This window comes from Rhodobacteraceae bacterium M385 (assembly GCA_025141835.1).
Taxonomy (GTDB): Bacteria; Pseudomonadota; Alphaproteobacteria; order Rhodobacterales; family Rhodobacteraceae; genus Gymnodinialimonas.
This window is the reverse complement of record CP081102.1, coordinates 905,244-918,411: the sequence shown is the minus strand read 5'-3', so window position 1 is coordinate 918,411 and position 13,168 is coordinate 905,244. Positions and strand designations below refer to the sequence as shown.

12 protein-coding genes and 1 riboswitch are annotated in these 13,168 nt (G+C 61.0%); of the genes, 7 read left to right on the top strand and 5 right to left on the bottom strand.

Annotated features, from left to right (window positions below):
* Nucleotides 1-42: 42 nt before the first annotated feature.
* The 3 genes from K3728_04480 to K3728_04470 are packed head-to-tail and all read left to right on the top strand — an operon-like array spanning nucleotide 43 to nucleotide 1,890.
* Nucleotides 43-768 (top strand): hypothetical protein, encoded by a 726-nt coding sequence (locus K3728_04480; protein ID UWQ96498.1) that lies wholly within the window; start codon nucleotides 43-45, stop codon nucleotides 766-768.
* Between the two features lie 46 nt (nucleotides 769-814).
* The gene (locus K3728_04475) at nucleotides 815-1,303 is read left to right on the top strand and encodes a pyridoxamine 5'-phosphate oxidase family protein (GenBank protein ID UWQ96497.1); all 489 of its coding nucleotides are present in this window, start codon (nucleotides 815-817) and stop codon (nucleotides 1,301-1,303) included.
* 56 nt (nucleotides 1,304-1,359) lie between these two features.
* Nucleotides 1,360-1,890, top strand: a complete 531-nt coding sequence (locus tag K3728_04470; protein UWQ96496.1) for a hypothetical protein — start codon at nucleotides 1,360-1,362, stop codon at nucleotides 1,888-1,890.
* Between the two features lie 6 nt (nucleotides 1,891-1,896).
* Here the strand turns inward: K3728_04470 and K3728_04465 are convergent, their stop codons facing one another.
* The 4 genes from K3728_04465 to K3728_04450 form a co-directional block, all read right to left on the bottom strand.
* Nucleotides 1,897-2,358, bottom strand: coding sequence for a DUF427 domain-containing protein (locus tag K3728_04465; protein ID UWQ96495.1), 462 nt, complete (start codon nucleotides 2,356-2,358; stop codon nucleotides 1,897-1,899).
* A gap of 129 nt (nucleotides 2,359-2,487) precedes the next feature.
* Nucleotides 2,488-4,779 (bottom strand): right-handed parallel beta-helix repeat-containing protein, encoded by a 2,292-nt coding sequence (locus K3728_04460; GenBank protein UWQ96494.1) that lies wholly within the window; start codon nucleotides 4,777-4,779, stop codon nucleotides 2,488-2,490.
* A gap of 343 nt (nucleotides 4,780-5,122) precedes the next feature.
* Entirely contained in the window at nucleotides 5,123-5,542 is a 420-nt protein-coding gene (locus K3728_04455; GenBank protein ID UWQ96493.1) for a DUF4864 domain-containing protein, read from the bottom strand.
* Between the two features lie 52 nt (nucleotides 5,543-5,594).
* Nucleotides 5,595-7,175: a lysine--tRNA ligase gene (locus K3728_04450; protein UWQ96492.1), complete on the bottom strand. Its 1,581-nt coding sequence runs from the start codon at nucleotides 7,173-7,175 to the stop codon at nucleotides 5,595-5,597.
* A 115-nt stretch (nucleotides 7,176-7,290) separates the two neighbouring features.
* On the opposite strand from K3728_04450, the gene K3728_04445 reads away from it, so the two are divergent.
* The gene (locus K3728_04445; GenBank protein ID UWQ96491.1) at nucleotides 7,291-7,707 is read left to right on the top strand and encodes a tellurite resistance TerB family protein; all 417 of its coding nucleotides are present in this window, start codon (nucleotides 7,291-7,293) and stop codon (nucleotides 7,705-7,707) included.
* Nucleotides 7,708-7,716: 9 nt separating this feature from the next.
* On the opposite strand, the gene K3728_04440 is transcribed toward K3728_04445, so the two are convergent.
* Nucleotides 7,717-8,259, bottom strand: a complete 543-nt coding sequence (locus K3728_04440) for a gamma-glutamylcyclotransferase (GenBank protein ID UWQ96490.1) — start codon at nucleotides 8,257-8,259, stop codon at nucleotides 7,717-7,719.
* Nucleotides 8,260-8,432: 173 nt separating this feature from the next.
* Nucleotides 8,433-8,512: riboswitch (glycine riboswitch) on the top strand.
* A gap of 68 nt (nucleotides 8,513-8,580) precedes the next feature.
* Here K3728_04440 and gcvT point away from each other — a divergent pair.
* From gcvT to gcvP, 3 genes are all read left to right on the top strand, one after another.
* The gene (gene gcvT, locus K3728_04435; GenBank protein UWQ96489.1) at nucleotides 8,581-9,687 is read left to right on the top strand and encodes a glycine cleavage system aminomethyltransferase GcvT; all 1,107 of its coding nucleotides are present in this window, start codon (nucleotides 8,581-8,583) and stop codon (nucleotides 9,685-9,687) included.
* A 34-nt stretch (nucleotides 9,688-9,721) separates the two neighbouring features.
* A complete protein-coding gene (gcvH, locus tag K3728_04430) occupies nucleotides 9,722-10,084 on the top strand; it encodes a glycine cleavage system protein GcvH (protein UWQ96488.1) in 363 nt (120 codons plus the stop codon).
* Between the two features lie 183 nt (nucleotides 10,085-10,267).
* On the top strand, nucleotides 10,268-13,102 hold the full coding sequence (gene gcvP / locus K3728_04425; protein ID UWQ96487.1) for an aminomethyl-transferring glycine dehydrogenase: 2,835 nt from the start codon (nucleotides 10,268-10,270) through the stop codon (nucleotides 13,100-13,102).
* Nucleotides 13,103-13,168: the final 66 nt, after the last annotated feature.

Genomic DNA, 13,168 nt, shown 5'->3' with positions numbered 1-13,168 from the left:
ACGTTAGGGGTTTGTTAACGCTATCCGGCCTAAATCAAACTTATGCGTTGCGGGAGGGTCACGGTTTTGGGTCTTGGCATGGTGGCGGGGCTCTGCGCCCCTCCGGCCAATGCAGGCCCGTGGGCAAGGGGGGCGGGCGATGTGTTCATCTCGTTCCAAATCTCGGCCGAGGAAGCCCCCTCAGATGTTATCGCTGGCCTGTGGGAACCGGAAACATACCTGAGCGCCTATGCAGAAGTGGGCCTTGGGCAAAGCCTAACCCTTGGCGCGGATCTTGGGCAGGGCGACACCAGCCAACAGGCCGTTGGATTTTTGCGCTATTCCCTCAGCTCGCCCGAGGCACTTTGGCAGTTCGCCGTCGATGCCGGGTTGGGGATGCGACAGCTCAGCGATGCGGACCCCCATGGGTTGGTGCGTCTTGGCGCATCGCTTGGGCGCGGCTTTGGGGCGGGCGGCGAGGCTTGGTATATGCCCCTGCACCACCGCGGTGGATGGGCCACCCTTGATCTAACCGCGCTTTACGATCTAGAGGTGCAGGAGACCATTTTGCAGGCCGAGACCACCCTTGGCTTCAATCTGTCTTCCCGTGCCTCGTTGATCTTTTCCCTAAAGGCCGAGGATTGGCCGGACGCCGATTTCCTCGTCACGGCCTCTCCTTCCTTCGTGTTTCAGATCGTGGACAGCACCTCTCTCCGCCTTGGCGCGCGCGGCGCGTTGATGGGAAGTGATGCCGTCGGCATGTCGCTGTCGTTGTGGCACGAGTTCTAACGCCCTGCCCCCTCGCCCCCCGTCGCGCGGGCTGGTAGGGTGCCCCATGACCAAACGAGACCCGATCCGCCCCACCGATGACGATGCCCGTGCCCTTGCGCGAACCCTGATCGAGAGCGCCCGTTTCGCCGCCCTCGCCGTGCTGGACCCAGCCACAGGCGCGCCGGTTGTGACCCGCATCGCGCTTGTTCCCGGCCCCGATGGCCTGCCGCTGACCCTGATTTCCAGCCTCGCCACCCACACGAACGCCCTGACAGCGAACCCGACATGTTCCCTCCTGATCGGAGAGCCCGGCCTCAAGGGTGACCCCCTAACCCATCCGCGCCTGACGCTTCAGGCCACGGCCACACCGGCGCAGAAGGCGGATCTGCGCGACCATTATCTTGGCCTCTATCCCAAGGCGCAGCTCTACTACGACTTTTCCGATTTCCAGTTGATCCGGTTTACGCCGGTTAGCGCCCTTCTGAACGGCGGCTTCGGCAAGGCCTTTCACCTGACGCCCGCCGATCTTGTGGCCCAAACGCCGGAAATCTGACCCGCGAGATGCGTTACCCATTAGGCACAGCGAAAATTCCGTGCCATTCTATCGTCATGACAAACCTCGCCCTAGACCAAGCCCTGATCGGCATCTGGCTGCTGCCCGGCCAACCTCAGACCTATGAGATCACCGAAGACGGCAGCTATTACATTGCCGAACCCGATGAGCCGCTGCACTTTCGTGAAGGCGGCGCGCAGATGGTGTGGGGCGGGCGCAGCTACACCCGCGTGATCGGAGAGGGCGAAACACCCGTCGGCACGTGGCGCGAGGATGCAACGGGCGACGGCTGGGATTTCACCGCCGATCACGCCTATACGATCCTTAGCGCCACCGACGAAACCGGCGAAACCTTCACCGGCATCTGGGCTTTGCGCAACGAAGGCACCAGCCTTTGGACCTGCGAAAAACAGGCTGACCTGGAGACTGACGGCGCGCATCTGAGTTTCCTGCCCCCCTCGGGCGAGGCACTTCGATATGGCTACGCCGTGGATGAGGGGCTGCTGACTCTTCTTGATCCTGACACCTGGCAAGAGCTGACGCGCTATATCAGCGCCGAACGCATGGTGCGCAGCGCCGCCGGGTAAGCCGTGCTACCGCCCAAATGAGCCCTTGATCCGCCCGGTCAGATTAGGCGTGACCCACCCGCCGTAAATATCGCCGGGCTGGGGAATCACGCGGATATCCCCGACAAAGGCGGCATCCAGCGACGTGGCGAAGAAGGCAATGTAGTCGCGCAGGGGCTCATAGCGGGCGGTGGGGGCAGGAAAGCTCCACGCCGCGCGGCTGGCACGGCGGCCATTCACCACAAGATCATAATGGATTGCACGGCCTTTCCAGTTGCAAAAGGTCTCGTGACCCACCGGCACAAGAGCAGACATCAAGATATCTGTTTGAGGGAAATAATAGGCGGGCGCACGGTCCATTTCGATGACACGAAAGCCCGCCTGCGTGTCAGCGATCGGGATACCTCGAAACACCGCGCGCAGCCGTTGCGCCACGGGCTCCACCGCCGGGGGGCGCGGATATTCGGATACGTTTTCAACAGGTAGCACGGCGGTTTTTCCCCAAGGCTCGCCCGCGTGTACCGTGCCTGCGCCCCGGACGCCACAGCCCCTCGACCTGCCGCAGCAGGGTCCGGGGGGCTGTGGGTATTTATAGAAGAAGGCGGCAGCCCGTCTGGTTCAGTTATCGCACCGCGCGGTGACATAAGCCGCGCCCTTCACGGCTTGCGACCACGTCACCCGCAGGGTCTGCCCGCCCACGCTTTGGTAGCCCTGCGCATAGGGAGCCGAGTAGATCACCACGTTCGAGCTGGAGCGCAAAGGACCATCGGGCAGGACCGACAGCGCGTATTTCACCGGCGCGCCAAAAGGGAGGTAATCGCTCAGGTCGACGTTCCAGCTTTGCACCGCCGAGCCTTCGACCGCCCGAACCGAGATCGGGTTTTCGGTCCGCTTCACGATGCCTTGGAAAACGTTGCCCTTGAACTCCAGATCCGCCGTCCGGTTGAGATCAAGCGGCGCAATGGAATCGTCCACGCCGTCCACGGCCTCCAACTGCGCGCCGTTTGTCTTCTTGAACAGGTTGCCAGTGATCGACATGCCGTTAATGAAATGGTCATCCCCGTGGGGTTTGATCGAGATGAACCGCATCCAGGGTGCCGTGTTTGTGGCAAAGAAAATGTTGCCCTGCACGGTCAACCCGTGGAACGACAGGCCGCCCGTGAAATCCGGGTTGGGGTCCTTTTCGTTCGTCCATTCGATGTAGCAATTGTCCACATAATTGCCCGTGAACGTACACTTCGCATTGGCGTCTGCGATCACTAACCCCGGTGACCGGACCCCTTCAACGATACCATCGCCTTGGAAAAAGTGGTTGCCCGAAATGATGTTGCCAGACCCGGAAATCACCCCGAAATGCAGGAACTTGTTGGCCCGGTTATCCCGGATCTTACAATCGCTGGAGTTGATGTTGAAGCAGATCGACTTGCGTTGGGGCACGTTGATCGTTTGCTCGTTCGACAGGAACTGACAGCGGTCAATCTGCATCCCCTGACAGCCCTCATCCGCGCTGGTGATCGCCCGGTCCTTGGGGCCGGTGAAGTAGCAATCCTGAATTTGGAACACCAAGCCATCCAGCGCCAGATTGACCGCGGAACACAGGCCGCCACACAGGAACTCGACATCGGACACGATGAACCGTTGCAGGTTTTGCCAGCCGATGAAGTCCAGCAAGTATTTGAAGCGCGTGAACGTATAGGTCTGGTTGGCCGGGGCAGCGGAAAGAGGCGACGACAAGTAAACCTTGCTCTGGGCCGCATTGACGGCCCGTACATAGACCTCTCTCCCCACCCCTTGCGGCGCTGTGACAAGGGAGCCGATCTCGATCGAGGCGGCGTTGGACACGCCGGTCAACTCAAAAGACGAAGACGATGACCACCCGGCGCTGCGCGTCTCCACCGTGTCATTCCACGCTGTTGATGCGGCCGCCGCGAACTGTCCATTCCGCAGAACACGCCGGTTGGCGTAGGTGTTCTTGTTGCCCACAACCGCTTGGACATCCAACGGCTCATCCAGAATGATCCGACGCCCGCAGAGGTCAAACGCCTCGAAATCCGATTGATTGAACAGCTGTTGCAGGCCCTTCTTCAACCCTATGACCTCATCCCCGAACGCCTCGGCATAGCCGTCCAGATCGAAGTTTTCGTTCAACGCAAGGCGGGTGCTGTCGCCCATGATGAGGCGGCCCTCGAAACGGGCCGGATTGGTGAAGGTCAGGTTCGATCCGATGAAGAAATCACCCGTCGGCACCATCACCTCGCGCCCATTGGCGGCGGCGTCGGCAGCGGCAAAAGCCTCGCGGTCATCGGTGGTGCCATCGCCCACCGCCCCGAAGTCACGCACATCGACCCAATCCATCATCTGACGGTGGAAAACGCTGGTGACGTCCTCAACCGTGATGCTCTCAATCCGCAGTTGCGCGCCGTTGGGGCCCGTCAGATCAAGCCCAACGTGGGCGTAACTCGGCCCCGTTCCCCACGCCAGATCGACACCGCCACGATCGCCTGTGCCAAGGATCGCGGTGACCGTCACGATCGAGCCGTAGGCGGTGATATCAACGTCAGCCGCCGCCTCGGTCAGGCCAGAGACATGAACATCAGACCCCGAGCCCGGCCAAGCGGCAATACGCACGTCCGGCAGGTTACCCGACAGCACTTTCAGGCGGGCCGAGATGCGCAGATACATGCCCGGAATAATTGGCGTCTGCCCCATCCAGCGTATTTTGGTGGTGGCATCGGTTTTCAGGATCTCAAGGCAATCGCCGAAATCACTGTCGGCGGCCACAATCGCCGCATTCGGTGCCGTCGCCCATGTATCGCTGCCCGGACGGCCATCCTGCCGGGACCAATCGCCCAGGCCATCGGCAAATGCTGGCGGCATCAGGATTAGGCCGTCTGTGATCACCTGGTTCATGTCATACCCCTTTTCCGCACGGGACCATGCGCCCGTTTCAAAGGGGCCCCGCGTCATCCAAGACCGGAACAGGGGCAACCGAGGCGCCTGAACGGTCACCTCGGTTGTTTTGCAATGTCTGTAAGTCACCGGGTCCGGCCGACTGGGACGGCAGATGACCCGGATTGCGCCGTCATGATTAGGCCATAAAGGTTAAGGGGTCGTTAATATTGCCCAAGACACTCGAAGAATTCCCGAAAGTCTTTGGCAAGAGCCGGTCGACAGACCGCACTGCACCCTGCGCCCGCAGGGCGACGGCGAAGCCGGCGCAATCCCAAGGCCGGGCGCACCGCCAAAGAATGCCTCAGACCCCTATATCGGGTGCCCGCAATATCTGAACCCCGTTGATCCGCCAGCCCTCTGCCAGTTCTACCATTGAATAGCCAAGATAATGCAGGTTCCCCGCCTGATCGACAACTTCCACCCGCTGCACGATCATCGCGCCCAACGTCTGCAAGTCGATGAAATTCACCTGCCCCGGTTGCCACACCATCGGGAAGGCTTGCTCAACCATGCGTCCAAAATTCTGAACGTCGCCAAATTGTCCTTGGATCGACGGGCTGGCGTATTGCCAAGCCTCCAGCACGTCCTCGGCGCGGAAGGCGTTCAACTGGCTGCCAATAACGGCTTCAATTCGTGGGTTGGGGGGCAGAAGCTCTTGCGAGGCGACAGGTAAAACCGCCGCTAAACCGATAGCGACAGACAGGACTAAGGCACGGATCATAGGGCATCTCCTTCTTGGGATGCCCCATCATCTAGCCCGCGCGACGCAAAAGTCAGCCCGCCAGCTTGCCCGCCAGACCGTCCTCGATCAGTTTCACCGTCTCATCAACACCATAGAGCGCGATGAACCCGCCGAACCGAGGCCCCTGAGAGGCCCCAAGGCAGACCTCGTAGAGCGCCTTGAACCAATCGCGCAGGGGCTCGAACCCGTGGTCCTTGCCCACCGCAAACACGATGGTCTGGATCGCCTCATCTTCGATCGGGCCATCATAGGCCTTCAGACGCGCGACCAGATCTTCCATCGCCGCCCGTTCTTTGTCGTCGGCCGCGCGGAACACCCGTGTGGGTTTCACGAAGTCGTTGTAGTAGCGCACCGCAAAGCCCGCTGCCTGATCCAGATCTGGGTGCGTTTCGGCGCTGGCATCGGGCGCATAGCGGCGGATGAAGCCCCAAAGCCCCTCTTTATCCTCAGCCGAAGCGACCGACGCGAGGTTCAGCAACATCGCGAAGCTAACGATCATGGTCGAGGTCGGCACGTTATGGCCGTGGATATGATAGACCGGGTTCGCAAGACGCTTGGCCGTGTCTTGATCCGCATAGGCGCGCAACTGCTGGTGATATTCGTCCACCGCCTTGGGGATCACGTCGAAATGCATCCGCTTGGCCGTCTTGGGCTTGCCGTACATGAAATACGACAGCGATTCCGTGGATGCATAGGTCAGCCATTCGTCAATGCTGATGCCGTTGCCAGATGTCTTGGAGATTTTCTGGCCGCCCTCATCCAAGAACAGCTCATACGTGTAGGTCTCGGGCGCTTTTGTCCCGAGGATATCGCAGATGCGCGAGTAGATCGGCGCGTTGGTGGAATGGTCCTTGCCGAACATCTCGAAGTCCACGCCAAGGGCGGCCCAACGGGCACCGAAATCAGGCTTCCATTGCAGCTTCACGTTGCCGCCCGTCACCGGCAACGTCCATTCGCGGCCCTCTTCATCATCGAAGGTGATCGTATGATCGGCGGCGTTCACCGACTTCATTGGCACATACAGAACCCGGCCCGTTTCGGGGTGGATTGGCAGGAAGATCGAATAGGTCTGCTGGCGCTCTTCGCGCAGGGATTTCAACATCACTTTCATGATGTCGTCATAGCGTTCCACGGCACGCTTCAAGATCTCATCAAACTGGCCGGTCTGATAGAACTCGGTCGCGCTGATGAAGTCGTACTCGAACCCAAAGGTATCAAGGAACCGCCGCAGCATGGCGTTGTTGTGGTGACCAAAGCTTTCGTGCGTGCCGAAGGGGTCGGGCACGCTGGTCAACGGCCGCTGCAGATGCGGTTTCAGGCTATCGGCGTTTGGGACGTTGCCCGGCACCTTCCGCATCCCGTCCAAGTCGTCCGAGAAACAGATCATTTTCGTCGGGATATCCGAGATCACCTCGAACGCGCGGCGGACCATCGTGGTGCGCAGCACTTCACCGAACGTGCCGATATGGGGCAGTCCCGAGGGGCCATAACCTGTCTCGAACAATACGTATCCCTTTTCGGGCGGTGCCTTCTCGAACCGTTTCAACACACGGCGCGCTTCTTCAAAGGGCCAAGCCTTGGAGGTCATTGCAGCGTCGCGCAGATCGGTCATCTCATCTCATCCTATGGAAACGGGCCTATCAATCGGACCCAAAACGATGACACCGCCCTATTGTCTGAGACGCCCCTCGTCAATAAATGACAGGCACACATGAGGAGAGACAGCAATGACCGAACATAGCTTCACCCCAGAAGACAGCCTTGTGGCCGTGATGGTCGGCATTTCGGTATCCGATCAAACAATCCGCACGTCCGAGTTGCTCTCGATCGAGCAGATGGTGAACTATTTGCCTGTTTTCGGGGCCTATGACGCGGATCGAATGCGGTTGGTTGCGAACATTGTCTTCGATCTGTTCGAGGATGAAGACGGGTTGGACGCGCTCTTCGGGCTGGTGAAGGAAGACCTGCCGCCGCATCTCTATGAAACCGCCTATGCGCTGGCCTGTGACGTCGCCGCTGCCGATGGCAAACTGGCGCAGGCGGAGCTACGTTTTCTTCAGGAAATGCGTCATTCCCTCAACATTGACCGCCTCCATGCCGCCGCCATCGAACGCGGCGCACGCGCCCGTCACCTGACGGTATAGCAGCGCAAGCTAGGCGCGCAGGCGGGTCAGGTTCTCATCCACAAAGGCCCGTTCCCCGGGCGTCAGCACCGTGACCCGAGGGTAAATCGGGTCATGGCGGTCGTCGCGGATCGGCATGTGCCATCCGCGAGTGTCATTGAAAAACGCCTCTGCGCCGTCTTCTCCAAACTCTGCCAGGAAGCCTTGGATCACCGTATCGAGGTAGCTCAGAAGGATCGGATATGCGCCCGCATCCTGGTGCTGCGGCTCTACCGCATAGATTTGCACAACCAATGGGCCCGTAAGGCTGTGGCTGATCCGGTCCACCGGATGGCGGGCATAGGCCGCTTCCCTTTCATCCAGCGCCGCCCAATCGGCGCCGGGAACGGAGGCGATCAGCCCTTGGGTGACGGCAGACGAATCACGCTCCACCGTCAGATAGGCCAGATTGCGCAGCTTTGTGCCCTTCCAGACCCGTCGCCAACCGCGCACCTGCGCGGGCATCGCATCGGGATATGCATGGGTTTTGCGGTTCACGAGGCTGCCATAGCCAAAGAAATACGGGTCAGTCATGGCATCCCAAATGAGGCAATTGAAGATATCTATCAAGCCTCTTGATCCGGCCCCGCGCATCTGTATTCTGCGCCTCGCACCCATAGGGAGACGTGGGCTTGCCGATCCCGGCAGGCTTGGGCCGAAGGAGCAACCGCCCCGGTAAACTCTCAGGCAAATGGACCTGTGACGTGCAAAGATACTCTGGAGAGTGAGGGTAAAGCCCCTCCGCCGAAGGGATAACGATCTCAGGCCAAAGGACAGAGGGGGCATCAGGAGGACGCTGCGCATTGCAGTGTTAGCGTGATGCCGGGCCATTCGCCCCGCACGAAGGGGAAGTAGATGGCGACGGATGATCTGAAAACATTGGCACTGGCGAACTTGCACGCAGAGTTGGGCGCAAAGTTTGTGCCGTTCGCGGGCTATTCCATGCCGGTGCAATATCCTTTGGGCGTGATGGGCGAACACCAATGGACCCGCGAAAATGCGGGCCTGTTTGATGTCAGTCACATGGGGCAAGTTATGTTGCCAGCAGGGGCTGTGGAAGCGCTGGAGAGCCTTGTGCCCGTGGATGTGGCCGGGCTAGCCGAGGGCCGCCAACGCTACGGCTTTTTCACCAATGAAGCGGGTGGCGTGCTGGACGATCTGATGATCGCTCGCGTGCCAGACGGGTTGTTTCTGGTCGTGAACGCGGGCTGCAAGGATGCCGACATCGCCCATTTGCGCGCCCATATCGACGGGGTCACGGTGATCGAAGGGCGCTCACTTCTGGCGCTGCAAGGCCCCAAGGCCGAGGCCGCTTTGTCGACGTTGCTGCCGGGTACGGCGGCGATGGCTTTCATGGACAGCACCCGCATGGACTGGAACGGCACCGAAGTCTGGATCAGCCGATCCGGCTACACCGGCGAAGACGGGTTCGAAATTTCGATCCCGGATGAGCAGTCTGCGGCCTTCGCCCGTGCCCTACTGGCCGACGAACGTGTCGAGCCTATCGGCCTCGGCGCCCGCGATAGCCTACGGCTGGAAGCTGGCCTGCCCCTTTACGGCCAAGACCTTTCCTTAACCATCGGCCCGGTTGAGGCGGGACAAGCTTGGGCCATCGGCAAAGTGCGTCGCCCCGGCGGCGACCGCGCGGGCGGATTTCCGGGCGCGGATGTGATCTTGCCGCAATTGGGCGGCAACGCCCCGCGCCGCCGTGTGGGCCTTTTGCCCGAAGGCCGCGCGCCCATGCGTGCTGGCGTGCAGATCTTCGTCAGCCCCGATGCAGAGACACCGATCGGAGAGATCACCTCGGGTGGCTTCGGCCCCACCCTTGGCGCACCAATGGCACTGGCCCTTATTGACGCGGCCACCCCGCGCGATATCCCCCTGTTCGGCGAGGTGCGCGGCAAACGCTTACCCGTGACCCAGACAAAACTGCCCTTCACCCCTCCCGGCTACAAACGCTGATCCAATCCAACACAGAAGACGGAGACCTTTCCCCATGAAATTTACCGAAGAACACGAATGGCTCAGCGCCGATGGCGACATCATCACAGTCGGCATTACCGAGCACGCCGCGACCCAGCTAGGGGATGTGGTCTACGTCGAATTGCCCGAAGTCGAGACGCAAGTTTCCAAAGGCGATGAGATCGTGGTGATCGAATCCGTGAAAGCTGCCTCTGACATCATCTCTCCGCTGGATGGCGAGATTATCGAAGTGAATGACGCTCTGGCCGACAAACCCGCCTTGGTGAATGAAGACGCCATGGGGGAAGCGTGGTTCTTCAAGATCAAAGTCGAATCCGCCGATGCGTTGGATGAATACATGTCCGAGGACGAATACAAAGACTTGATCGCGGAGTAGGCTTGGGTGCTGGGACTTTTTTGGGGGTAGCCCTCCAAAACATGCGCCCCAAACCACGATTAACATTTGGGGGGCCTGCGCCCCAAACCACGACCAGAAATTTGGGGGGCCAGCCCCCCAAACCCCCGGCGATATTTTTGAAAAGATGAAGGAGCGCCCGCTAGGTGCGCGATGGAGCCTAATATGCCTTGGATGACCACAGACTATGATCCGACTGATTTCGCAAACCGTCGCCACATTGGCCCCTCGCCTGCCGAGATGACCGAGATGTTGGCTGCCGTGGGCGCACCCTCGTTGGACGCATTGATTGACGATACCGTCCCGGCCTCTATCCGGCAGGCGGTAGCGCTGGATTGGCCTGCCTTGTCCGAGGCCGAACTGCTGGATCACATGCGGGCAATTGCGGCGAAGAATAAGCCGATGATCAGCATGATCGGCCAGGGTTACTTCGGCACTCACACGCCGCCCGCGATTCAGCGCAATGTGTTGGAAAACCCCGCTTGGTATACCGCCTACACCCCTTACCAGCCCGAGATTGCGCAAGGGCGCTTGGAAGCCTTGCTCAACTTCCAGACAATGGTGGCAGATTTGACCGGGCTCCCGGTTGCCAATGCCTCATTGTTGGACGAGGCGACTGCGGCGGCAGAGGCCATGGTGATGGCACAAAGAGCGTCGAAATCGAAAGAGCGCGCGTTCTTTGTGGACGAAAATTGCCACCCCCAAACCGTGGCCGTCGTGCAAACTAGGGCCGAGCCGTTGGGGATTGAGGTCATTGTCGGTGCGGCGGATAGCTTGGACGCCGCGAGCGTCTTTGGTGCGTTGTTCCAGTACCCCGGTACGTTAGGTGCGTTGGCCGACCCTTCGGCCCAGATTGAGGCGCTCCACGCGGCCAAGGCCATCGCCGTTGTCGCCACCGACCTTTTGGCGCTGACCGTGTTGAAAGAACCTGGCGCGATGGGCGCAGATATTGCCGTAGGCTCTGCCCAACGCTTTGGCGTGCCGCTTGGGTATGGCGGCCCCCACGCAGCCTTCATGTCGTGCCGTGACGCGCTGAAACGCTCGCTCCCCGGGCGCATCGTGGGTGTGAGCGTCGATAGCCATGGCCAGAAAGCCTACCGCCTGTCCTTGCAAACCCGCGAGCAGCATATCCGTCGCGAAAAGGCGACATCTAACGTCTGCACCGCGCAGGCGCTTCTGGCCGTCATGGCTAGCTTCTACGCCGTCTTCCACGGCCCCCAAGGCCTACGGGCGATTGCCGAGCGGGTGCACATGCGTGCCGTGCGGTTGGCCGCCTCTCTCAGCGCCGGAGGTTTCGCGCCAGAGAACAACACGTTCTTCGACACCATCACCGTGAATGTCGGCGATAAGCAGTCGCGGATCATGGCCGCGGCCGTGGCCCGTGGCATTAACCTGCGCGATGTGGGTGCCGATCGCATTGGTATCTCGGTCGATGAAGTCACCACCGACGCGCACCTTCGCGCCCTGTGTGACGCCTTCGGCGTGGCTGTTGCCGCCGCCGCCGATACCCCCGCGATCCCTGATGCGCTGCTTCGCACCTCAGATTACCTGACACACCCGATCTTCCACATGAACCGTGCCGAGTCCGAGATGATGCGCTACATGCGCCGCCTTTCCGACCGGGACCTTGCGCTGGATCGGGCGATGATCCCACTCGGCTCCTGCACCATGAAGCTGAACGCCGCCGTGGAGATGATGCCGATCACTTGGCCCGAGTTCGGCAACCTGCACCCCTTCGCCCCCGCCGATCAGGCGGCCGGCTACGCCGAGATGCTGGCGGACCTGTCCGACAAGCTCTGCGACATTACCGGTTATGACGCCATGTCGATGCAACCCAATTCCGGCGCCCAAGGGGAATACGCGGGCCTGTTGACAATTGCCGCCTATCACCGCGCCAATGGCGAGGATCGCAGCGTCTGCCTCATCCCCGTGTCCGCCCACGGCACAAACCCTGCCTCAGCCCAAATGGCGGGCATGCAGGTGGTTGTGGTGAAGTCTCAGGAAGACGGGGACATCGACATCGCCGACTTCCGCGCCAAGGCCGAGGCCGCAGGCGACAAGCTGGCCGCTTGCATGATCACCTATCCCTCCACCCATGGTGTATTTGAGGAATCCGTCCGCGAAGTCTGTGAAATCACCCATGCATTCGGGGGCCAGGTCTACCTCGATGGGGCCAACCTGAACGCCATGGTGGGCCTGTCCAAACCCGGTGAATTGGGCGCCGATGTCAGCCACCTGAACCTGCACAAGACGTTCTGCATCCCCCATGGGGGCGGCGGCCCCGGCATGGGTCCAATCGGCGTGAAGGCACACCTCGCCCCACACCTGCCCGGCCACCCCGAAACCGGCGGCACCTCTGGACCGGTCTCCGCGGCGCCCTATGGATCGGCCTCGATCCTGCCGATTTCTTACGCCTATGTGCACTTGATGGGCGGCTCCGGCCTGACCCAAGCCACCAAGGTGGCGATCCTCGGGGCCAACTACATCGCCCGTCGGTTGGAAGAGGCCTACGGCGTTCTGTTCAAAGGCAAAACCGGGCGCGTGGCCCACGAATGCATCCTCGATACCCGCCCCTTCGCCGAGGCAGGCATCACCGTGGATGACATCGCCAAACGCCTGATGGACAACGGCTTCCATGCCCCCACGATGAGCTGGCCTGTGGCCGGCACCCTTATGGTGGAACCCACCGAGTCGGAAACCAAGGCCGAACTGGACCGCTTCATCACCGCGATGCTGTCCATCCGTGCTGAAATCGCCGATGTCGAGGCAGGCAAACTAGCAGCCGACCAAAGCCCCCTCCATCATGCCCCCCACACGATGGAGGACCTGGTTCGCGACTGGGACCGGGCCTACTCCCGCGAACAGGGCTGCTTCCCCCCCGGCGCTTTCCGCGTGGATAAGTACTGGCCGCCCGTCAACCGCGTGGACAACGTCGCGGGCGACCGCAACCTGATCTGCACCTGCCCGCCGCTGGAAGATTACCTCGACGCCGCCGAATAACCAAAACCCCGGCCGCAAACCTTGCGTGCCGGGGGCATCATGGGCTCCTTCATCTTGGCCAATACA

What these genes read in the sequence shown, in the direction of transcription:
- gcvT (UWQ96489.1), top strand. Translation starts at nt 8,581, where the DNA reads ATGGCGACGGATGATCTGAAAACATTGGCACTGGCGAACTTGCACGCA.
- K3728_04450 (UWQ96492.1), bottom strand. Translation starts at nt 7,175, where the DNA reads ATGACCGATCTGCGCGACGCTGCAATGACCTCCAAGGCTTGGCCCTTT.
- K3728_04475 (UWQ96497.1), top strand. Translation starts at nt 815, where the DNA reads ATGACCAAACGAGACCCGATCCGCCCCACCGATGACGATGCCCGTGCC.
- gcvP (UWQ96487.1), top strand. Translation starts at nt 10,268, where the DNA reads ATGCCTTGGATGACCACAGACTATGATCCGACTGATTTCGCAAACCGT.
- K3728_04480 (UWQ96498.1), top strand. Translation starts at nt 43, where the DNA reads ATGCGTTGCGGGAGGGTCACGGTTTTGGGTCTTGGCATGGTGGCGGGG.
- K3728_04470 (UWQ96496.1), top strand. Translation starts at nt 1,360, where the DNA reads ATGACAAACCTCGCCCTAGACCAAGCCCTGATCGGCATCTGGCTGCTG.
- gcvH (UWQ96488.1), top strand. Translation starts at nt 9,722, where the DNA reads ATGAAATTTACCGAAGAACACGAATGGCTCAGCGCCGATGGCGACATC.
- K3728_04445 (UWQ96491.1), top strand. Translation starts at nt 7,291, where the DNA reads ATGACCGAACATAGCTTCACCCCAGAAGACAGCCTTGTGGCCGTGATG.
- K3728_04455 (UWQ96493.1), bottom strand. Translation starts at nt 5,542, where the DNA reads ATGATCCGTGCCTTAGTCCTGTCTGTCGCTATCGGTTTAGCGGCGGTT.
- K3728_04440 (UWQ96490.1), bottom strand. Translation starts at nt 8,259, where the DNA reads ATGACTGACCCGTATTTCTTTGGCTATGGCAGCCTCGTGAACCGCAAA.
- K3728_04460 (UWQ96494.1), bottom strand. Translation starts at nt 4,779, where the DNA reads ATGAACCAGGTGATCACAGACGGCCTAATCCTGATGCCGCCAGCATTT.